24 protein-coding genes and 1 pseudogene are annotated in these 20,153 nt (G+C 70.7%); 13 read left to right on the forward strand and 12 right to left on the reverse strand.

The genetic code is table 11. The annotated features are described in order from the left end of the window. Positions 1-352: pseudogene (locus VN378_RS09705) on the forward strand (hypothetical protein); the annotation flags it as partial. 212 nt (positions 353-564) lie between these two features. Here VN378_RS09705 and VN378_RS09710 read toward each other — a convergent pair. After that, the gene (locus VN378_RS09710; RefSeq protein WP_325743302.1) at positions 565-942 is read right to left on the reverse strand and encodes a hypothetical protein; all 378 of its coding nucleotides are present in this window, start codon (positions 940-942) and stop codon (positions 565-567) included. 110 nt (positions 943-1,052) lie between these two features. On the opposite strand from VN378_RS09710, the gene VN378_RS09715 reads away from it, so the two are divergent. The 5 genes from VN378_RS09715 to VN378_RS09735 are packed head-to-tail and all read left to right on the forward strand — an operon-like array spanning position 1,053 to position 3,673. Further along, entirely contained in the window at positions 1,053-1,400 is a 348-nt protein-coding gene (locus tag VN378_RS09715; RefSeq protein WP_325743304.1) for a metalloregulator ArsR/SmtB family transcription factor, read from the forward strand. After that, entirely contained in the window at positions 1,397-1,888 is a 492-nt protein-coding gene (locus tag VN378_RS09720) for an SRPBCC domain-containing protein (RefSeq protein ID WP_325743306.1), read from the forward strand. The genes VN378_RS09715 and VN378_RS09720 overlap by 4 nt, the downstream gene beginning before the upstream one ends. Beyond that, positions 1,885-2,547, forward strand: coding sequence for a dihydrofolate reductase family protein (locus VN378_RS09725; RefSeq protein WP_325743308.1), 663 nt, complete (start codon positions 1,885-1,887; stop codon positions 2,545-2,547). Before VN378_RS09720 ends, VN378_RS09725 begins: the two co-directional genes overlap by 4 nt. Next, positions 2,544-3,008 (forward strand): SRPBCC domain-containing protein, encoded by a 465-nt coding sequence (locus VN378_RS09730; protein WP_325743310.1) that lies wholly within the window; start codon positions 2,544-2,546, stop codon positions 3,006-3,008. Before VN378_RS09725 ends, VN378_RS09730 begins: the two co-directional genes overlap by 4 nt. 2 nt (positions 3,009-3,010) lie before the next feature. Continuing rightward, positions 3,011-3,673 carry a glutathione S-transferase family protein gene (locus tag VN378_RS09735; RefSeq protein ID WP_325743312.1) on the forward strand — a complete coding sequence of 221 codons (663 nt, stop codon included), beginning with the start codon at positions 3,011-3,013 and terminating at the stop codon, positions 3,671-3,673. 3 nt (positions 3,674-3,676) lie between these two features. Here the strand turns inward: VN378_RS09735 and VN378_RS09740 are convergent, their stop codons facing one another. Then, complete coding sequence (locus VN378_RS09740; protein WP_325743313.1) at positions 3,677-3,916, reverse strand: zinc-finger domain-containing protein; 240 nt, start codon at positions 3,914-3,916, stop codon at positions 3,677-3,679. A 61-nt stretch (positions 3,917-3,977) separates the two neighbouring features. Continuing rightward, positions 3,978-4,229, reverse strand: coding sequence for a hypothetical protein (locus VN378_RS09745; protein ID WP_325743315.1), 252 nt, complete (start codon positions 4,227-4,229; stop codon positions 3,978-3,980). A gap of 170 nt (positions 4,230-4,399) precedes the next feature. Here VN378_RS09745 and VN378_RS09750 point away from each other — a divergent pair, with 170 nt between their 5' ends. Then, the gene (locus VN378_RS09750; protein WP_325743317.1) at positions 4,400-5,374 is read left to right on the forward strand and encodes an ABC transporter ATP-binding protein; all 975 of its coding nucleotides are present in this window, start codon (positions 4,400-4,402) and stop codon (positions 5,372-5,374) included. A gap of 87 nt (positions 5,375-5,461) precedes the next feature. On the opposite strand, the gene VN378_RS09755 is transcribed toward VN378_RS09750, so the two are convergent. The 4 genes from VN378_RS09755 to VN378_RS09770 form a co-directional block, all read right to left on the reverse strand. Next, positions 5,462-6,028: a superoxide dismutase gene (locus VN378_RS09755; RefSeq protein WP_325743319.1), complete on the reverse strand. Its 567-nt coding sequence runs from the start codon at positions 6,026-6,028 to the stop codon at positions 5,462-5,464. 148 nt (positions 6,029-6,176) lie between these two features. Continuing rightward, a complete protein-coding gene (locus VN378_RS09760) occupies positions 6,177-8,345 on the reverse strand; it encodes a protein-disulfide reductase DsbD family protein (RefSeq protein WP_325743321.1) in 2,169 nt (722 codons plus the stop codon). A gap of 79 nt (positions 8,346-8,424) precedes the next feature. Then, a complete protein-coding gene (locus tag VN378_RS09765) occupies positions 8,425-8,871 on the reverse strand; it encodes an OmpA family protein (RefSeq protein WP_325743322.1) in 447 nt (148 codons plus the stop codon). Positions 8,872-8,953: 82 nt separating this feature from the next. After that, the gene (locus tag VN378_RS09770) at positions 8,954-9,295 is read right to left on the reverse strand and encodes a YMGG-like glycine zipper-containing protein (protein ID WP_325743324.1); all 342 of its coding nucleotides are present in this window, start codon (positions 9,293-9,295) and stop codon (positions 8,954-8,956) included. 159 nt (positions 9,296-9,454) lie between these two features. Here VN378_RS09770 and VN378_RS09775 point away from each other — a divergent pair, with 159 nt between their 5' ends. Genes VN378_RS09775 through VN378_RS09785 form a run of 3 tightly spaced genes read left to right on the forward strand, consistent with a single transcriptional unit; the run spans position 9,455 to position 11,674 of the window. Then, positions 9,455-9,796, forward strand: coding sequence for a hypothetical protein (locus tag VN378_RS09775; protein ID WP_325743325.1), 342 nt, complete (start codon positions 9,455-9,457; stop codon positions 9,794-9,796). 55 nt (positions 9,797-9,851) lie between these two features. Next, complete coding sequence (locus VN378_RS09780; protein WP_325743326.1) at positions 9,852-10,823, forward strand: diacylglycerol/lipid kinase family protein; 972 nt, start codon at positions 9,852-9,854, stop codon at positions 10,821-10,823. Beyond that, positions 10,823-11,674 carry a metallophosphoesterase gene (locus VN378_RS09785; protein WP_325743328.1) on the forward strand — a complete coding sequence of 284 codons (852 nt, stop codon included), beginning with the start codon at positions 10,823-10,825 and terminating at the stop codon, positions 11,672-11,674. The genes VN378_RS09780 and VN378_RS09785 overlap by 1 nt, the downstream gene beginning before the upstream one ends. Positions 11,675-11,713: 39 nt before the next feature. Here VN378_RS09785 and VN378_RS09790 read toward each other — a convergent pair whose 3' ends face one another. From VN378_RS09790 to VN378_RS09800, 3 genes are all read right to left on the reverse strand, one after another. After that, entirely contained in the window at positions 11,714-11,878 is a 165-nt protein-coding gene (locus VN378_RS09790) for a DUF1328 family protein (RefSeq protein ID WP_082572478.1), read from the reverse strand. Positions 11,879-11,966: 88 nt separating this feature from the next. Continuing rightward, positions 11,967-12,374 carry a hypothetical protein gene (locus VN378_RS09795; RefSeq protein ID WP_325743332.1) on the reverse strand — a complete coding sequence of 136 codons (408 nt, stop codon included), beginning with the start codon at positions 12,372-12,374 and terminating at the stop codon, positions 11,967-11,969. After that, on the reverse strand, positions 12,374-12,754 hold the full coding sequence (locus VN378_RS09800) for a glycine zipper domain-containing protein (RefSeq protein ID WP_325743334.1): 381 nt from the start codon (positions 12,752-12,754) through the stop codon (positions 12,374-12,376). Before VN378_RS09800 ends, VN378_RS09795 begins: the two co-directional genes overlap by 1 nt. A gap of 135 nt (positions 12,755-12,889) precedes the next feature. On the opposite strand from VN378_RS09800, the gene VN378_RS09805 reads away from it, so the two are divergent. Both VN378_RS09805 and maiA read left to right on the forward strand, forming a co-directional pair. Beyond that, positions 12,890-13,543, forward strand: coding sequence for a fumarylacetoacetate hydrolase family protein (locus tag VN378_RS09805; RefSeq protein WP_325743336.1), 654 nt, complete (start codon positions 12,890-12,892; stop codon positions 13,541-13,543). Continuing rightward, on the forward strand, positions 13,540-14,172 hold the full coding sequence (gene maiA, locus VN378_RS09810) for a maleylacetoacetate isomerase (RefSeq protein ID WP_325743338.1): 633 nt from the start codon (positions 13,540-13,542) through the stop codon (positions 14,170-14,172). Before VN378_RS09805 ends, maiA begins: the two co-directional genes overlap by 4 nt. Here the strand turns inward: maiA and VN378_RS09815 are convergent. Together VN378_RS09815 and VN378_RS09820 are read right to left on the reverse strand one after the other, a co-directional pair. Then, on the reverse strand, positions 14,169-15,059 hold the full coding sequence (locus tag VN378_RS09815; protein WP_325743340.1) for an alpha/beta hydrolase: 891 nt from the start codon (positions 15,057-15,059) through the stop codon (positions 14,169-14,171). The genes maiA and VN378_RS09815 overlap by 4 nt on opposite strands. A 121-nt stretch (positions 15,060-15,180) precedes the next feature. Next, positions 15,181-16,515 (reverse strand): M23 family metallopeptidase, encoded by a 1,335-nt coding sequence (locus VN378_RS09820; protein WP_325743342.1) that lies wholly within the window; start codon positions 16,513-16,515, stop codon positions 15,181-15,183. A gap of 424 nt (positions 16,516-16,939) precedes the next feature. On the opposite strand from VN378_RS09820, the gene VN378_RS09825 reads away from it, so the two are divergent. Then, entirely contained in the window at positions 16,940-20,116 is a 3,177-nt protein-coding gene (locus VN378_RS09825; protein WP_325743344.1) for an intermembrane phospholipid transport protein YdbH family protein, read from the forward strand. The last annotated feature ends 37 nt before the right edge of the window (positions 20,117-20,153 follow it).

Below are 20,153 nucleotides of genomic sequence, written 5' to 3' on the forward strand. Positions count from 1 at the left end.
GGCCCCGGTTCTGGCGGCCCCCGTCGAAGCGCAGCCCGCGCCCGCTGCCGTGACGGAGCTCGCCCCGGAACCGGCCGCGGTCGCGCCTGAAGCCGCTCCGGTTCCGCCTCCGGCCGCCGCGCCGTCCGCCGCCCGGCCTGCGTCCACGACGCCGCGTCCAGCCGCCACGGCTCCTGCGCGAACGACTCCGCCGCCGGCTTCGACGCGCCCGGCGTCGCCGCCCGCCATCACCACCGCCCCGCTGATCGAGATCGCGCCGGTCCAGCCCGCCGGTCCGCCGCCGACCGAGGCCGAAACGCCCCCGGCCGATCCCGACGCCCCCATCGCGACCCGTCCCCAGCCGGTCGGCTAGCCGCCGCCGGCTACGTCCGTTTTTGACGCAGGCTCATGCTTTCATGACCGGGCCCCTTCCAGGGCCCGGTCTTTGAAAACTGAATCCCGCTGAGGCGCCCGCGACCGCCGTTCCGCACGCACCGCACTGTTCGCACGCTTCGCACCGTGTTTTCCGGAACGGACGGAGTGGACTCTTTGGACTCTTCGGACTGTGTTTTTGGAGTCCGGACCCTAGCGAATGCCGATATAGCCGCGCTCGACCATCCGACGCAGGCCTTCATAGGCCTCGGCCAGCTCCTCATAGGCCGTGCGGGCCGACGTCAGCCGGGCGATCTGGTCCGGGGTCGAGGGCGCGCCGGATTCCGACTGGCGCAGGCTTTCGGCCACCCATTTTCCGCGTGCGGTGGCCGTCATCACGGCCAGCCGCTGGAAGGTGGGCGCATCCACCCGCGGCAGCATCTGGCCGATGATCTCGCGGTTGGCGATGAAGGCGGAATAGTCGATCTGCTCCAGCAGGCCGCGCACGCGCCGCTGTTCCGCGGGATCCGCGTCCTGGGGCTCGAAATGATCGCGCTGGCGGCGATAGCTGCCGGTCTGGATGGTGGACATCAAAGCCCTCCGAAATGATCTGCAGGTCAGCCTGCGCCGCGCCGATTAACGCCCCGTTAGCCCTGTTCGAACCCGCTTGCGCCCGTTCGCCCGATTTGATACTTAAGTGAATGCTTCAGCATCAACCCTCGCTCGACACGGCCTTCCAGGCCCTGTCAGACCCGACCCGCCGGGCCATGGTCGAGCGGCTGTCGCGCGGCCCGGCCTCGGTCAGCGAACTGGCTGCACCCTTCCCCATGTCGATGTCGGCGGTGGTGCAGCATCTGAAGATCCTGGAGGCGTCCGGCCTGGTCGCCTCCGAGAAGACGGGGCGGGTCCGCACCTGCCGCGTCGACGCCCGGGCGCTCAGCGCCGCCGAGCGCTGGATCAACGAACGCCGCAAGTCGGTCGAACGCAGTCTCGACCGGCTGGGCGTCTTTCTCGACGAAACCCGGGACGAAGAGGAGTTTCCGAAATGACCGCCGCCACCCGACCCTCGGTCGCCCACGGGACCTTCACGGTAGAGCGCCGCTACGACGCCTCCCCCGCGCGCGTCTTCCGCGCCCATTCGGATCCCGTCGCCTTCCGCCGCTGGTTCGCCGACGGCGACGGCTGGACCATCCACGAATGGACGCAGGACTTCCGTGTCGGGGGCCGTTTCGGCGGCCGCTTCCGCTTCGGCGACGAGAGCAACGACACCTGGTTCAACGACACCGAATATCTGGACATCGTCCCGGACCAGCGGATCATCCTCTCCTACGTCATGGGCCGCGTGGCCGGCGACGAAAAGCGCCGCGCCTCCGCCTCGCTCGCGACGACCGAGCTGGTGGCGGACGGTTCCGGGACGCGCCTGATCTATACGGAACAGGGGGCCTTCCTCGACGGAGCCGACGACATCGCCGGACGCGAACGGGGCTGCGCCGAAATGCTGGAAGCCCTGGGCCGCGAGCTGGAGGCGCACCGGTGACCGGCCAGGTGCGCGTCGACGCCTTCGGCGTCTCGGTCGACGGATTCGGGGCAGGGCCCGACCAGAGCCTCGACCATCCCCTCGGCGCGGGCGGGGAAGGACTGCATCACTGGTTCTATCCGACCGAAACCTTCCGGACGCTCTTCGGCCAGTCCGCCGGCGAGAAGGGCGTGGATGACGACTTCGCGCGCCGCAGCATGGAGGGGATGGGCGCCTGGATCATGGGCCGCAACATGTTCGCACCGAGCCGGGGCGACTGGCCCGACGACGGCTGGAAGGGCTGGTGGGGCGCCGAGCCGCCCTATCACGTGCCCGTCCTGGTTCTGACCCATCACGCCCGCGACCCGATCGAGATGGAGGGCGGCACGGTCTTCCACTTCGAGACCGGCGGGATAGAGGCGGCGCTGGAGAAGGCGCGGGCTCTGGCAGGCGACAAGGACATCCGTATCGGCGGCGGCGCGGAAACGGTCCGGCAGTATCTGAGGGCCGGGCTGATCGACCGGATGCATGTGGCCATATCTCCGGTGGTGCTCGGCCGGGGCGAGCCGCTGTGGGAGGGCCTGGACCTGCCGGCCCTCGGCTATGAAATCGCCTCCAGCACCGCGGGCGAGCGGGCGACCCATCTGATCCTGACCCGCACCCCGGAGGGGCGGCCATGAGCGAGCTGTTCTTCGGCGCCTTCACGGTCGTCCGCCGCTATGATGCGCGGCCCGCGCGGGTCTTCGCCGCCTTCTCCGACCGCGAGATCAAGCAGCGCTGGATGGGCTGCGAGGAGGTCAGCGCGCCGGTGATCGAACGGCTGGATTTCGAGGTTGGCGGCCGTGAGATCAGCCGAGGCGGCGGGCAGGACGGCGCCGAACATCTGTTCGACGGCCGGTTTCTGGACATCGTCCCCGATCGTCGGATCGTCTTCGCCTTCGTCATGCATGTGGGCGGCCGGAAGATTTCGGCCTCCCTGGGGACCGTGGAGTTCACGCCGGACCGCGAGGGGACGGTCCTGACCTTCAACGAGCAGGGCGTCTATCTCGGCGAGGACGGCTGGGCCGAGCGCGAAGAGGGCACGGCCGTCGGCATGGATCAATTGGGCGCCTGGCTGGCGTCGGAACGGAAGGTCGCCTGACCATGGCGCTGCATCTCTGGTCCCACCCCTACGCCGGTTACGGTCAGAAGGCGGCGGTCGCCCTGTATGAACTGGGCCTGCCGTTCGAACTGAAACTGGTCCGGCAGGACGACCCCGCCGTCATGGCCGGGTTCCGCGCGGTATCGCCCTTCGCCAAGATGCCGGCCCTGGTCGATACGGAGGCCGACCGGACGCTGTTCGAGTCCAGCATCGTGATCGAGCACCTCGACCGGCTGGCGGGCGGCGGCCGGCTGATCCCCGCCGATCCGGACGCCGCCCTGGAGGCCCGCTTCATCGACCGGATCCTCGACACCTACGTCGGCGGGCCGATGAACCGGATCGTGCTCAACAAATTCCGTCCGGAAGGCCAGGCTGACGACTATGGCGCGGCGCAGGACGCCGGCGTCATCGCCACGGCCTGGGGTCTGCTCGAAATGCGGCTGGGCGATGGGCGGACATGGGGCGCGGGCGAGACCTTCACCCTGGCCGACTGCGCCGCCGCGCCGATCCTGACCTATGCCCGGCGGCTGGTTCCTTTCGGCGACCGGCCGCGGCTGAAGGCCTGGCACAGCCGGTTGATGGCCCGTCCGTCGTTCGTCCGGGCGCTGGAGGATGCGGCCCCGTTCGGAGACCTGATGCCGGCGCCGCCGCCGCAGGACGACTAGAGGTCAGTGCGCCTCGGGCGGCCGGGCGGCGGGGCTGAGGTATTCGTTCTCCGGCTTCGGATGCGCATCCAGTACGAAGCGCCGGTCGCAATAGGCGCATTCGACGAAATCCTCGCCGCCCATGTCCATATAGACCAGCGGGTGGCCGAGGGCTCCGCCGCCCCCGTCGCAGGCCACGCGCCTGGCCGGAACGACGATGTCTTCCGGCGGCGGGATGATGGCGTCGGGGTGACGGGGCGGCATGAGGCGAACCTTGGTCGTGGGCTGCGGTTGCGCGACTCCCTAGGCGGACGGACTGCCGAGGTCAAACCGTCCGGGCGCGCCGGAACATCCGGTCGAACAGCGCCTTGCGACGCTTGAACAGGGTCCAGCCGAGAGAACCCGCGGCGACCCACAACCCGATCTCGCCCGCGACCGCCAGCGGGCCGCCGAACAGAATGGCCTCCCGCATCTCGAAATGGCCCAGCCGGGTCAGGATCATGACCGCCGTAAAGCCGCCATAGCCGAGAATGCAGACCGCGAAAGCCGTCCAGCCGATGATTTTCGTCCGGGTCATGAGTTTGTTTCCGTCAAGCAAGCTGTGCATAATGACAAGCACACTGGACACAAACCGGGATCATGTCAAGCACCATTGACATAATGACGTGTGACCTTGTCTGAACGGGCTCTTGGCGGGCGCACCGGCTCCGCCTACCTGTCCAGCTCTGATCGTCCGAAGGCCCGTCCATGTCCGAAACCCAGCCCCTGCCCGTCAACGCCATCGAGGTGCGCGGGCTGGAGAAGACCTACGCCGGCACAAAAAAGGCCCCGCCCAAGACGGCCCTGCGCGGCGTCGACCTGGTCATCCCGCGCGGTTCGATGTTCGGTCTTCTGGGTCCGAACGGCGCCGGCAAGTCGACCCTGATCAACATCCTTGCGGGCGTCGTGAACAAGACGGGGGGCGCTGTCTCGATCTGGGACCGCGACATCGACAGACAGCCCCGCGACGCCCGCGCCGCGCTCGGCGTGGTGCCGCAGGAGATCGTGGCCGACGTCTTCTTCACTCCGCGCGAGGCGCTGGAGGTGCAGGCCGGCTTCTATGGCGTGCCGGCGAACGAGCGACGATCGGACGAACTGCTGGCCGCCCTCGGCTTGTCGGACAAGGCCCATGCCTATGTCCGCGCCCTGTCCGGGGGCATGAAACGCCGGCTGATGGTGGCCAAGGCGCTGGTGCACAATCCGCCGATCCTGATTCTCGACGAGCCGACGGCGGGCGTGGATGTCGAGCTGCGCCGCCAGCTGTGGGACTACGTCCGGCGCATCAACGCCGAGGGCGTGACGGTGCTGCTGACCACCCACTATCTGGAGGAGGCGCAGGAACTCTGCGACACCATCGCCATCATGAACCGGGGCGAGGTCGTGGCGTGCGAACCGACCCCGCAGCTGCTGCGCCGGCTGGACACGCGCAACGTCGTGGTCACGCCCGAAGGAGCCCTGGACGGCCTGCCGACGGTCAAGGGGTTCGAGGTGGTGCCCCGGCCCAACGGCGCTTTCGCTATCAGCTACAAGAAGGGCCAGTCGTCCGTCGAACAGGTGCTTGCGGCGGTGCGGGCTGCCGGCGTGACCATCGCCGACATCGTGACCGAGGATCCGGATCTCGAGGACGTCTTTCTGGCCCTGACCTATGGCGACGCCAGCCGGGTCAGTCCGACGCGGGATTGAAGAGGCGGCCGCGCCGCGCCGTGCATTGGAAACGACGAAGGGCGGCTCCAACCGGAGCCGCCCTTTTTCTACGCCTTGATGAAAGGATCAGGCGCCGGGCTTGTCCGGCTTCTGGCCTTCGCCAGGCGCCGGGGTCGCGTCGTGGTGCCCCTCAGGATGGGCCGGGTTCGCCGGCGTGGCGGGGGTGGCCGGGGTCGCCGGCGTGGCCGGGGCCACGCCCGGGGTTGCCGGAGTGGCCGGCGTGGCCGGGGTCGCCGGCTCGGCCGGTTCGGCGGCCGGCTCGTCGACCGGGGTCGCCTCGTCCTCGACCGCGGCGGCGGCGGCGAACTGGGCGCTGGTCCAGCCTACGGCGACGCCGGAGCCATCCTGACGCACGCCGCTGGACACGGGAACGCCTCGCAGGGTTCCGTCGGGGCCGCGTACGGTCAGTTCCTGGCCGGACTCGGTGTTGCGGGCGCCTTCAAGCTTGCCCAGCACCGCCCCGTCCGAACCCTTGACGTCGGAACCGGGCTGAAGGGTGAGGCTCTGCGGCTGCTCGGCCGCCGGGGGCGTGGCCGCAGGCGGGGTCTGCGGGGCCGTGCCGTCCTGGGCGAACGCGGGAGCGGTCATAAGGAACAGGCCGGCGACGCCAGTGAGGAGCGCGGTCTTTCGCATGATATCTGCCTTGTCTAAGCGAGCAGGGAGGGCTCGCACCGAAGGGCTAACACGGGGCGTGACCGTTTGTTTCAGGCGCCTCGAAATGACCTTGGCCTTGCCCGGATTGGCCGATTCTCGCTCCCGGAACGCCGCAAGACGAGGCGGCCTAGCTCCCGGCGTCCTTCAGGGCGTCGATGACGACCCCCTCCGTCAGCAGCTGGGGCAGGACGCGCGGCTCGGCGGACCCCGGTGAATACAGCAGATACAGCGGCACGCCGGAGCGTCCGTGGCGCCGCAGTTCGGCGGTGATGGCGTCGTCGCGCCGGGTCCAGTCGCCGACCAGATAGACGGCGTGGGCGCGCGCCATGGCCGCCGCCACGCCGGGCGAGGTCAGCGAGGTCCGCTCGTTGATCTTGCAGGTCACGCACCAGTCGGCGGTGAAATTGACCAGTACGGGCCGGTCTTCGGCCAAGGCCGCCTCGACGGCGGCCGGCGACCACGGCGCAGCCCGGGGGGCCTGCGTCGCCGCCGGATCTCCGGCGGCCGGCGCGGGAGCCCGCGCGGCCAGCGCCAGCGCCCCGCCGGCCAAGGCCAGGGCGGCAAGGCCCGCCGTCAGATGCAGCAGACCGCGCCGTCCGGCCATCCGCTCGGTCTGGGCTCCGCCCGTCAGCCACAGCCCCAGCGCCAGCAACACGGCCGCGACGAACAACAGACCCAGCGCGTCCGCCCCGGCTTGCCGGCTGAACACCCAGGCCAGCCACAGGGCCGTCGCATACAGGGGGAAGGCCATCAGTCCCTTCAGCCGTTCCATCCACGGTCCGGGCCGCGGCAGGCGGGCCAGCAGGCCCGGCGTCAGGCTGACGGCCACATAGGGCAGGGCGAAGCCCAGCCCGAGGCCGAGGAAGACCATCAGCGCCATCGGCCACGGCATCAGCAGGGCCGCGCCCAGCGCAAAGGCCATGAAGGGGGCGGTGCAGGGGGCCGCCACCACCACCGCCAGCGCTCCGGTGAAGAAGGCGCCCAGTCCGCCCGGCAGGCGCGCCAGCGGTCCCGATCCGGTCCCCTGCAGCCCGGCGCCGACATGGAACACGCCCGACAGGTTCAGGGCCACGGCCAGCATCAGCAGGGCCAGGCCCGCCGTCACAGGCGGCGACTGCAGCTGGAAGCCCCAGCCCACGGCCTCGCCTGCCGCCCGCAGCGCCAGCAGCACGCCCGCCAGCAGCAGGAAGGTGGTCAGCACCCCGGCCAGGAAGGCCAGGCCGTCGCGGCGGGCGTGGCGCGCATCATGGGCCGAGGCCGCCAGCGCCGCCGCCTTCATCGCCAGGATGGGGAAGACGCAGGGCATGAGGTTCAGGATCACGCCGCCCAGAATCGCAAACAGGACGGCGTGAACGAAGGCCGCCGGACCGGTCCGCGCGGCCGCGGCGCTCGCGCCGCCGTCGGGCGCCGCCGCGAGGTCGCCCGATCCCGACGTCCCGGCCAGCGCCGCCCCCGGCTCGGCCCGGATTTCGAAGGCCCCGTGGGCCGTGGCCAGCACGCCCTCGACCGGCCCGGACAGGCCGTCCGCCCGCGTCGCGCCGCCGGGCTGCAGTCGCAGGCTCAGACCCTGCGGCCCCCAGGCTCCGGTCTGCGGGGCCGGATGGCTGACGACGCCGCCCTCGAAGGGGAAGAAATAGCTCGGGCCCGGATCGCGCCCGGCCAGCGGACCGCCGGCGGCGGTCAGGACCAGGACGCCGTCCTCGAGGGCGACGCGCGCCTCGATCCCGGCCGGGCGGGGCGCGGTCTCCAGCACGCGCGCGATCGCCGCCCCGTGGCGCGGATCCGGCGGCGCGGCGCCCTCGCGCACCGGCAGGTCCAGCCCCAGGGTCAGTTCGTCCGGCACGCACATCTCGGCGCTGCAGACGAAGAACAGCGCCTTGACCGTCAGCGGCAAGGTCGTCCCCGCCTGCGCCGTCGCCGGAATCTCGACCGGGACGGGCAGCCAGACCTCGCCGGAATAACCGTAGTTCATCAGGCCCGACAGCCGCTGCCGCTCGGGCAGAGGCCAGACGATATCTCCCGGTCTGACGCCCTGCGGCGTCGTCCACCTCAGGGTCGTGGGGCCTCCGGAATCGCCGGGATTGCGCCAGTAGGTGTGCCAGCCGGGCTGGATGGTCTGTTTCACCGCCAGTATGGCGGTCGAGCCCGGCGCGGCCCAGGCCGACATCGGGACCAGTTCCGCCTCGATCCGCTCGGTGCGCTGCGGCCCCGACTGGGCCTGGGCCGCGCCCGAAGCCGCGAACGGGGCGGCCAGCCACAGCAGGGCGGCGATCAGGATTCGGGGAAACAGGGACACGCGGGCTCCAGGAGGCGTCGGCGCGACCTTAGCCGTCCCGACCCCCTCGCGTCACCGTCCGTCGCAGCGGCGTGTCGCCTCAGCTTCGCGGAACGGCGTCGATCAGCACCTCGGTGCGGCGGCGCATGGGTTCCTGCACGCCGCTGCTGGCCGCCGCGTTCTCGCCCACCGCCTCGACCTCGAACGCGGGCGCGGGCCAGCCCGCCGCCGTCAGCGCCTCGGCCACGGCGATGGCGCGGCGTTCCGACAGGCTCTGGTTGGCCGCCGCGCCGCCGCGGGCGTCGGACAGGCCGATCACCTGCACCTTGCGGATCTCGCAGCCCTGCAGCTGGGCCGCGGTCATGCCGATCGCCTGTCGCGCCGGCTCCGTCAGCCGCGCCTCGCTGTCGGCGAAATAGACCTCGAACCGTTTGGCGACGCAGGCGGACGGCTCGGCCACCAGGTCGCTGCGGTTCCGGAACCCTTCCGCAGCGCAGCCCGAGACGGCCACCGCCGACAGGCCCAGCAACACAATCGATCGCTTCATATCCACCCTCTCAGTCCCGCCCATGAAAAGGGCGGTCCGCCCGTCGACGAACCGCCCCGATGATCAAGCGAAAAGCCGACGCCTAGTAGCGGCGCTGGCCATTCTCCCAATAGCATTCGTCCTGACGGCCATCGTAGCAATAGTAGTACCGGTTCGAGCTGTCCCGGTAACGTTGCTGGTTGGCGCGGTCCTGCTGAGAACCGCGGATGGCGCCCGCCGCGCCGCCCACGACGGCGCCGATGGCCGCGCCGGTCCCGGCGTTGCCGCTGCCGACGTTGTTGCCGATGATGGCGCCCGCGACGGCGCCGAGTCCGGCGCCGATGGCGCCCTGACGAACCGTTTCATTGGTGCCGCCGTATCCGTCGCTGGCGCAGGCGCTGGCCAGCAGGCCCGAAGCCGCGATCGCGATGATTGCCTTGTTCATGGGTATGTCCTTCATCCCTTGGGTTCGCCCCTGCGGTGAGAACGCTGGATAAGCGTGGCGGTTCCACGGCTATGATGGGGGTCGGGCCTGTGTCAGGTTCGGACGGCGCCGCGCACGACGCGTGCGCCGATGCTTCATGGGTAGAGACGGGGGTCTTGTATGCGTTTTTCTGAACCGGTCCGCATGGCGGACGATGGCGAGCACAGTCCGGTGTGGGCGCGCTCGAAACGCCGTTCGGGCAACCCGCTGGTGGGTCTGATCGTGACCCTGCTGGCGCTGTTCGGCGTGCTGACGGCGGTGCTGGGCATAAAGGAGCGCTCCCTGGCGGAGGGCGGAGCCGTTGTGGACGGCTGGATCGCCAAGGGCGTCGCCACGGTGAAGGGCAAGGCGCCTGAGGCGGCCGACAAGGCTGCGGACGCGACCGTCGCCGCGGCCGAAAAGGCCGGCGACGCCGCCCAGGCCGGCGCTGCGGCCGCTTCGGACGAACTGAAGAAGCAATAGCTTCGCCCGGGGTGAAACCGCCGGAACATCGCCCTGGCCGGGACGTTCGGGCGGCATGACCGAAGGCCTTGCTCCGACCGTTGATCCGACGGCCGCGTCTGAAGATGCGGCCGTCGAACCGCGCGTGCTCACACCCCATGCGGTGCTGGGGCGGGTTATCATGCTGGTCAATCCGGCGTCGGGCGGCGTCGGCCCCGGCGCAGCTGAGGAGGCCGCCGCCATTCTGGCGGAGTACGCCTGCGAAGCCTCTGTAGTGGCCCTCGAGTCCGGCGAGTTCGACGCCCAGGTGCGGGCGGCGCTGGACGCCCGACCCGACGTCCTGTTCGTCCTGGCGGGAGACGGCACGGCCGGGACCATCGCCTCGCGCGCGGGAGCGGACGGCCCGCTGATCGCTCCCCTTCCGGGGGGCACCATGAACATGCTGCCCAAGGCGCTTTACGGGACCGCCGACTGGAAGGCGGCCCTGAAGGTCGCGCTGGAAGAGGGCGCGCCCCAGTGCGTCGCCGGGGGTGAGATTTCTGACGGCCAGACCACCCGGGCCTTCTATTGCGCCGCCATCCTCGGTTCGCCGGCCCTGTGGGCTCCGGCGCGCGAGGCCGTTCGCGACGGTCAGCTGACGCTGGCGTGGATGTACGCGCGCCGCGCCCTGCGGCGCGCCTTCTCGGGCCGGATCCGCTATTCGCTCGACGGCCGGGTCGCCCGCCGGGCCGAGGCCCTGGTCCTGATCAGTCCGATGATCTCCCGGGTGATGGACGAAAACACCGGCCTCGAGGCTGCAGCGATGAATCCGTCGGACGCAGCCCAGGCCTTTCGTCTGGCGGCCCACGCCGTATTCAGCGACTGGCGTCAGGATCCGGCCGTGACCACCCGGGCGATCCAGCGCGCCACCGTCCGCGCCCGTTCGCGCATTCCCGCCGTGATCGACGGCGAACCCGTTCTGCTGTCGCATGAGGCCAGGGTGAAATTCATCCGCAAGGCGTTCCAGGCCCTCGCGCCCATCCCCCCCGCGGCCGAGGACAGCGTCTAGTGGGGCGGATTCTCCAGTTCTCGGACGTCCATTTCGGCCGCGAGCACAAGCACGCCTGCGCCGCTGCGCTGGAATACGCCCACGCCAACCTCCCCGATCTGGTCCTGATCACCGGCGACATCACCCAGCAGGGCCTCCCGGACGAATTCGAGGCCGCAGGCCGCTGGATCAACCAGATGCCGGCCCCCCGGTTCGTCATCGTCGGCAATCACGACGTCCCGTACTGGAGCCTGTTCGCCCGTCTGTTCGCACCGTGGAAGGCGTTCGAGCGGGCCACCGGCCACCCGGCTCACGACCACCAGTTCCTCAGCCCCACGGTCATGGTGCGCGGCGTCGTCACCGCCCGCGGCTGGCAGGCCCGGGCCAACTGGTCGAAGGGGGTGATCGACCTGATGCAGACGCGCAAGGCCGCCGAGGCCCTGCGTCAGGCCCCGGTCGGCGCGCTGAGAATCCTCGCCTGCCACCATCCGCTGGTCGAGATGATCGGCACGCCGATGACCGGGGACGTCAAGCGCGGCGACGCGGCCGCCCTGATCTTCGCCGAGGCCGGGGTCGACATCATCGCCACCGGCCACGTCCATGTGCCCTTCGCCCTGCCGATCAGCCTGGGCGATCACTGCTCCTACGCCGTCGGCTGCGGGACCCTGTCGCATCGCGAGCGGGGCGCGCCGCCCAGTTTCAACCAGATCGAATGGGACGCCCTCCACATCACCGTGACCGCCATAGCCTGGGACGGCGAGCGGTTCGGGCCGAGCCAGACCTGGAAGCTGCCGCGGCGTCAGGACACCCGCAAGACGGCGACCGCCCCTGACCCGAACGTGGCCGGCGAAAAGGAAAAGGCCGCGGTCTGAGCGACCGCGGCCTGGTTCGTCAATTCCGGCTGAGCCGGTCTAGATCCGGCGTCCCCTGCCCGTGACGAAATGCACGATCAGCAGGATGATGAAGATGACGAACAGCACATAAGCGATGTTCATCGACAAGCCGGCCACGCCCCCGGCGCCGAGGGCGCCGGCGACCAGCGCCAGAACGAGAAAGATGAGAGCCCAACGAAGCATCAGCGGTTCCTTCCAGAGCGGTTGATCAAAGGAGCGACGACCGCCGCGCCTGTTTGACCAACGTTCCGGAACCAGCGGCGTTCCGCCCTCAACGGCGGCGCGAACCGTGCGGTTTCTCGGTGAAGGCCGCCGCGACCATGGTGGCCAGAGCCGGATTCCTGAGGAAAATCCAGCCGCCGGCCAACGCCGCCACCGTGCCCAGGATGGGACGCTGACGGAACAGGGCGAAGGCGCGCTGGCCCAGGCCTGACGGCTCGTCCTCAAAGTCCTCGTCCTCCTCCTCGCTGCGGACGACGAACATCATCGTCACCACGACCGCGACCAGCGCAAACAGCAGGAAGGTGATCGCCGCGGCCGCCAACGGCACGACGACCAGCTGCAGGGCGAAGAAGACCGTCGCTCCCAGCGCCAGAACAGCCACGAAACCGGCCCCCGCCGCGGCCGCGGCCGCGACGGCTTTCTTGACCAGACCTCTGGCCAGCCCCCCGCCGAACATCAGCGGCGACGGCCCGCGAGCAGCAGACCCAGGACGACGCCGACTCCAAGGGCGATGGCGGTCGACTGGACGGGACGCTCCTGGACCCGCTCGGTGAGGTAGCGCTGGGCTTCGTCGAGGCGCTCCTGCGCCTCGTCGTAATATTCCTGACCGCGCACGCGGGCGGTGTCGTAATAGCCCCGGGCCCGCTCGCGCAGGACTTCCGACTGTTCGCGGACCCGGGCCTCGGCCTCGGCGGCCTTGGCCCGCACGCGCGTTTCCGCCGTCGCCGCCTTCTCGCGCAGACGCGCCTTTTCCTCGGCGCCGAGGACCTTCAGGTCGTCCTTCAGCGTATTGAGGTCGTTCTTCACGGCAGTTCGTGCCGCCTTGGTCGTGGCCATGATGCGCGCTCCGGTGTTCAAGCTTGGCTGTTAAATAGGGAATTCAAAGCGGGAACGCCACTGCGCCGCGCCGGTTCCGCAGCGCACCATTTCCAACGGGTGGCGAAGCGCCGCATCCGGGCATAGACAGACGGCATGACTGACTGGCTGTTCGAACCCGCCCCGCCCCCCTCCCTGCCGATCCACGGCGGCGGACGACGCTTCCCCGTCCGGCGCATCCTTTGCGTCGGTCAGAACTACGCCGCCCACGCCAGGGAAATGGGACATGACCGCGCCGAGCCCTTCTTCTTCACCAAGCCCGCCGACGCGGTGGTCGCCGACGGCGCCGATCCTGTCTTTCCCCTTGCGACCTCCAACCTTCACCACGAGGTCGAACTGGTCTGCGCCGTGGGCGAGGACGGCGCCATCGCCGGCTGGGCCGTGGGCTGCGACCTGACGCGCCGCGATCTCCAGGCCGCCGCCAAGGAGAAGGGCCGGCCCTGGGATGCGGCCAAGGGCTTCGACCAGTCCGCCCCCTGCGGTCCCGTAACCCTCGGCGCCCTGCCGGACCCGGTCGCGCCCATCGCCCTGTCGGTCAATGGCGAGGCCCGCCAGTCGGGCCGGTTGGACGACATGGTCTGGAACCCCGACGAGATCCTCGCCAAGGCCCGCACCCTCTGGGACGTGCGGCCCGGCGACCTGATCTTCACCGGCACGCCAGAGGGCGTCGGTCCGCTGCAGCCCGGGGACCGGGTCGAGGCCTCGATCGGCGGCCTTCAGCCGCTCGCCTTCACGGTGACGCCGCGATGATCCTGCACGGCTACTGGCGCTCGGGCGCAGCCTGGCGCACCCGCATCGCCCTGAATCTGAAGGGCCTGATCTACGATCAGCAAGGCGTCGACCTGCGCGCCGGCGCGCAGCGTTCGGAGGCCTTCGTCGCCCTGAATCCGCAGGGCATGGTGCCCGCGCTTGAGGTCGACGGCGCCGTCCTGACCCAGAGCCCGGCCATCCTCGAATGGCTTGAGGAGACTCATCCCGAGCCGCCGCTGCTGCCTGCCGATCCGGTCGGCCGCGCCCATGTCCGCGCCATGGCCGCCCTGATCGGCTGCGACATCCATCCGCTCAACAACCTGCGAGTCGGCAAGGCCCTGCGCGAGACCTTCGGCGCCGATCAGGCCGCAGTCGACGCCTGGGCCGCGCGCTGGATCGTTCCCGGCTTCACCGCCCTGGAGGTGATGGTTGCGCAGCAGGGCAGGGGCTGGTGCTTTGGCGGCGCCCCCACCCTGGCCGACTGCTATCTGATCCCGCAGATCTATTCGGCCCGGCGCTTCAACGTCGCCCTCGACGCCTTCCCGCGCCTGCTGGCCATCGACGAGGCCGCGAAACAGCATCCCGCCTTCGCCGCCGCCCACCCCGACGTCCAGCCCGACGCGGACTAGGTCAGGAACCGCTCCACCGCGGCCAGGAACCGCCGCGGCTGGTCGATCATCACCATATGCTCGGCCCCCTCGATCCGTTCGAAGGTGGCGGGCCTGCGCAGGCGGGCGTAGGCCCCGCGGAACAGGCCGTCGGCCCGGGCGCGCGGCGAGTTCTGGTCCGCGCTCCAGCCATAGACCACGGTCACCGGCGCCACGATGTCCGGCAGGCGGCGGCGCAAATCCACCGTCATCACTTCGTACAGCGACTGGGCCAGCACCCGGCGGTCGCCGCCTTGCCAGCCCATCGAGCTGAACACGGCGTCGGCCGCGCCGCCAAGCTCCAGCCCCATCGAGCGCCCGCGCGTCCGCAGCGCCTCGTCGCCGAGGAACTGGATGGCCTGATAGGCCAGCTGGGCGATCGGCTCGACGTCGCCGACCGTGGCGGCCGGACTGATCAGGGCCGCGAAGAAGGGCGAGGAATCCACCGCCATCACGCGCCCGACCCGGGCGCCCGCGTCCGCCGCGACGCGGATGCCGACCTGACCGCCCATCGAATGGCCGATCAGGGCGGGCCGGTCGAGCCGCTGTTCGGCGATATAGCGGCGCACCTCATTGGCCACGCCGGGCATGACCGATCCGTCGGCGTTGGCCTGGGCCGCCAGATCGCCGAAGCCCCGGACCGAGATCAGATGCAGCCGCCGCCGGCCTTCCAGCTGGGCCGCCAGCCCCCGCCAAACCTCGGCCGTCGAGGCCAGGCCGGGAATGAGGACGACATCGGGCCCGCGGCCCCGCGTCGTCACGGTGATGCGGGACGAGCGAAACGGGACCTGCGCCCGCAGGCCCGGTCCCGCGCTCCACAGCGCCGCCCCGGCGGCCAGTCCCTTCAGGATGTGTCGTCGTTGTTCCATGCCGTCTTCGCGTCGAGCGGTCGCATCCCCGCAATGCCCCGGAAGCATCGTGGTTCTGGATTACGGCGCGACGATGGACGCCGGGCTCCGCCTTCGCAGGAAGGGTCGGCCGGAAGCCGCCCTAGCCCTGCGCCGGGCGCAGGCCCGACGGGGCGGCCACAGCGGCGCGCTGGACCTGCGGACGGCGTTCGCCGCCGGCGGCGCGGATGCGGTCGATGCGGGCCTTTTCGGCCTTGAACGCAGCCAGATCGGCCCCTGCCAGGATGGTGCCCTCGGTGGTGCGTACGCCCGCCGGATTGATGCGCTGACCGCTGCGCCAGATCTCATAGTGCAGGTGCGGACCGGTCGAGGCGCCGGTCGAGCCGACATAGGCGACGATCTGGCCCTGCCGGACGCGCTGGCCGGCCCGGACGCCCGAGGCGTAACGCGACAGGTGGCCGTAGCCGCTCTCCAGCCCGTTCGGATGACGGATGCGCAGCCAGTTGCCGTAGCCGCCCCAGCGGCGGGCCTCGACGACGACGCCGTCGGCCGGCGCCACTACCGGCGTGCCCATGCCCGCGGCGAAGTCGATGCCCTGGTGCATCTTGCGATAGCCGGCGATCGGGTGGCGGCGGAAACCGAACGAGGACGAGACGCGGAAGCCCCGTTCCAGCGGCGTGCGCATGAAGGCCGAACGGGTGTTCTTGCCCGTGGCGTCGAAATACTGCGGTTCCCTCGCCCCGGCCGGCTGGAAGCGGTAGAAGGCCACGCCCTTCAGTTCGGCGTACAGCAGGCCGTCGGTGCCGATGGTGCGGCCGTTCTCGGTGACGGTGCGGCCGAACACATAGGTGAACTCGTCGTTCGCCCGGATGTCCCGATCCATGTCGAACTTGTGCGAGAACAGGCGGCCCGCGGCGCGGGCCACGTCGGCCGGCGCGCCTTCACGCCGCGCCGTGCGCGACAGCGAACCCTCGACCTTGCCGGTCAGGACCACGGTTTCGTGCGTGACCTTCTCTTCCAGCGCGCGCAGGCGCAGGGCGCCGTCGAAGCTGCGCGAGACCGTCAGCTGGGTCGCCGGCCCCGTGCGCATGGTCAGGCCGATCAGGCGGGCGTCGCCCCGGCCGCCGCGCGGCTTGGAGATGGCGGTCTCGAACCGCTGGCCGGCCCGCATCGCGGTGACGTCCATGGCGTTCGACAGGGTGGCGGCGACGGCCGAGGCTTCTTCCGGCGCGATGCCGGTGCGGCGCACGGCCTGTTCGAAGGTTTCGCCGCGGCGAATCTGGACGGGAATGGCTTCCGGCGTGGTCAGGCCGGCGGGCGTGCCGGCGGCGGCGAACGCCTGGTCGGCCAGTGCGGAAATCTGGATCTGGGTCAGAGGCGGAGCCTCTTCCGCCTTCGCGGGTTGGTATACGCGACCGGCAAGTAGAGCCACCGAGATCGCCGCCACCGCCGTCAGGGCGTGAGGCGCGATACGCATCGGTTGGCGACGTGGATCGAACTGAGCCATCGGTCCCCGAAAAACGACGACGCCGACCGGCGCCAAAGCCACTAGAAGCAAGGATCGCGCCGGAAGAGCCCCCCGTCGCGAGACAGGCCCTATAGCCGGTCCGTTCCATCATGGGAAGACAGTTCGTTACAGACCGTTAACCGGAGCCGTTGTGGCTGGTAAAGCCTGCGTGAACCAAGAGAATATCGTGCGAGTTGAACAGTGTATTCGCGACCGTGCGACCAGGAGTCGGCCGCAACGTGCTTGACCCGTCTCGCCCCGACTCCGGATGCATTCAAAGTGGCCGATGCGCCACTCAACTGTGTTTCAATGGACACGCGTATAGTATTCGGCAGGTCGGCGACTTTGTTCAGCAGGCTTCCCGCACCTGCCTCGATCCGGCTATGAGCCGTCCATGAGCGCCGCCTCGCCAACCCCTGTTCCCCGGCGTCCCCGCGGCCGCCCTGTGCTGATCGTGGCGGGCGCGGTGCTGGGCGTCCTGCTGGTCGTCGCGGCCCTGCTTTATCTCAACCGCCGCGCCGCGACGCGTCAGGTGCTGATCGGCTGGCTGGAGCAGCAAGGCGTCGACGCCGACATGCAGATCGAGCGGCTCGAGATGGACGGTCTGGTCGCCCGCATCCGCATCGGCGATCCGGCGGATCCCGACGTCACCGTCGAACGGGTGGAGGTCGACTACGGCATCGGCGCGCCGTGGTCGAAGGGCGGCCTCGGCGTTATCCCGACCCGCATCCGTCTGGTTCGTCCGGTCGTCCGCGCCAGCGTGCGCGGCGGCAAGCTGACCTTCGGTTCGCTGGACCCGCTGGTCGAACGTTTCACCGGCCGGCCGCCCCGCCCCGACAGCCGGTCTCCCCTGGTCATCGTCGAACGCGCCCGCGTGCGGCTCGACACGGACTACGGCCCGACCAACATTCTGGGCGACGCGCGCATCGACAACGGCAAGCTGATGCGGCTGACTGCCCGGATGCCCGCCGCCGCCTTCAGGAGCGGAGACGTCGAGGCTCGGGGTCTGCAGGCCGCCATCGACCTGACCACGACCGGCGACCGCATCGCCGTGCGGCTCGACGCCGCCGCCGAAAGCGCCCGCCTGCCGGGCCTCCGGGGCGAAACCGCCCGGGCCGTCATCACCGGCGACCTGCCCTATCCCGATCTGAAAGGCCGCAAGGGAGACGGCCGCGCCGCCCTGACCGCCGCCTTCACCGCCGCCCGCTTCTCGTCCGGTGAAACCGCGGCCCGCAACGCCGACGCCCGCCTGACCTTCACCGGCCAAACCGTCGGCTGGATCGAAACCTTCCGGATCGAGGGCGTCGGCGATCTCGACGTTCGCGCCGCCCGGATCGACGGCCCCGCGGCCGCCTCGGGCGCCCGCCTGCGCCTCGACCGGGCCCGGACGATTTTCAGCCGGGATGCGCATGGCCTCGGCTGGCGACTGGACGGCCCCGCCGCCGTCACCGCCGCCCGCGCCTCCGGGGCCGGACTGGACGGAACCGGCGTGACTCTCAGCTCCGCCCGCCTCGTCCTCGGCGGCCGCAACGCCGCCCTCGAGGCCGAGGGGCCGATGGCCGTGTCGGCGACGCGTATGGTCTGGGGCGATCCGGCCCTGAACGGCGTGCGCGGCGACGGCCGTCTGGACCTGGTCGTCGACGGGGGGCTGCGCCTCTCGGCGACCAGTTCGCTCTCAGCCCCGCGGGCCAGCTGGCCCCTGTTCGGCCCGGTCGGCCGCGATGATCCGCCCGAGCTGGCCGGGATGAAACAGGCGCTGTCCGCCTTCGCCGTCGACATTCCCGCCTTCAACGTGACCGCCGGCCCCTCGGGCGGCCGCGTCGTCCTCACCCGCTCGGCGACCCTGCGCCCGGCCAATGGCGGAGTCCTGACCCTGAGTCCCGTCGCCACGCCGATCTTCTCGGCCGCCCGCGGACAGGCCGGCGGCGGCGCGCTCGCCCTGACCGCGACCCGCGGCCAGGGCCTGCCCGAGGCCACCTTCTCCATTCCCGCCTGGCGTCTGACCCCTGCCGGCTTCACGGCCACGCTGGACGGCCGGGCCGCCCTCGACTTCGGCCTGGCCCGCGGGATCGCCGTCCAGACCCGGGGCGAGCTGACTTCGTCGAACGGCCGCGTGACCTATGTCGCCGCCGGTTGCGCGCCCGTCACGGTCGAACGTCTGGAGCTGGACGAGAGCGACGTCGCCGAACTGGCGGGCCAGATCTGCCCCGCGGCCCGCCCGCTGGCCAGCATCGCCGACGGCGGCTGGCGCTCCGACGGAACGGTCCGGGGCTTCAGCGCCGACGCGCCCTTCCTCGCCCTGCGCTTCCGCGACATCCAGGGCGGCTTCACCGCCGTCGGCGGGCCCGCCGGGATCAATCTGGACGCCCGCGTCGCCAGCGCCACGGTCGAGGACGCGACCACGCCGCTGCGCTTCAATCCTCTCGGGGCGAGCGGTTCCGCCCGCATGACCGGCGAGGACTGGACCGGCGCCTTCGACCTGACCCGAAATGAGGCCGCCCTCGGCCGCCTGATACTGATCCATGACGGAGGGGCCGGCGTCGGCGGGATCGCCATCGACGCCCCCTCCATCATCTTCGCCGAAGGCGGCCTGCAGCCCGGCGACCTGAGCCCGCTGGCCGGGGAATTCGTCGGCTCGCCCGCGACCGGGTCCGTCAGCTTCGCCGGCCGTATCGACTGGCGCGCCGAGGCGGAGGGAACCAGTTCAGGCCGGCTGACCATCCCCGGCCTCGACTTCGTCAGCCCGGCGGGCACGGTGAAAGGCCTGCGCGGGACGATCGATTTCATCAACCTGGCGCCCCTGACCGCCGCCCCGGGCCAGCGTCTGACCGCCGACCTCCTGGAGTCGGTGGCGCCCCTGACCGACATCGGACTGACCTTCGGCCTCGACAAGGCGGCGGTGACCATCCAGGGCGGCGAACTCGCCGTCGCCGGTGGCCGCGTCAGCGTCGAGCCCTTCGCCGTGCCGCTGGACCCGAACCAGCCGATCACCGGCGTCATCGTTCTGGACAAGGTTCAGCTGGGCGAGGTCATCGCCGGCTCCGGCTTCGGCGACAAGGTAGTGCTCGACGCCGTCGTCTCGGGCCGCCTGCCCTTCACCTCGACGCGGGAAAACGGCGTCCGCATCACCGGCGGGACGCTCGCCGCCGTCCAGCCCGGCCGGCTGTCCATCGCCCGCGAGGCCCTCAGCGGGCTCGAGGCCGGCGGCGGCGGCGAGGACGTGCCCCCCAACACGATCCAGGATCTCGCCTACCAGGCCATGGAGAACCTGTCGTTCGACCTGCTTTCGGCCGAGGTGAACAGTCTCGACGAAGGCCGGATCGGCGTCCTGTTCCGCATTCGCGGCCGCCATGACCCGCCGCAGCGTCAGGAACTGCGCATCTCCATCGCCGAATTCATCAGCCGCGAGTTCCTGAACCGCGAGCTGCCCCTGCCGTCGGACACGGGCATCGACCTGACGCTCGACACCACCCTCAATCTCAACCAGCTGATCGGCGACCTTCTGGAGCTGAACCGCGCCCGAAACGGCCAGGCGTCGCCTGTCCCCGTCCCCGCGCCGGCGACGCCGTGATCCCGCCAACTTCGCCGTTCAGAACCCGTTCACCCGG

Origin of the sequence: Brevundimonas sp. (assembly GCF_035561115.1) — a bacterium.
GTDB lineage: Bacteria > Pseudomonadota > Alphaproteobacteria > Caulobacterales > Caulobacteraceae > Brevundimonas.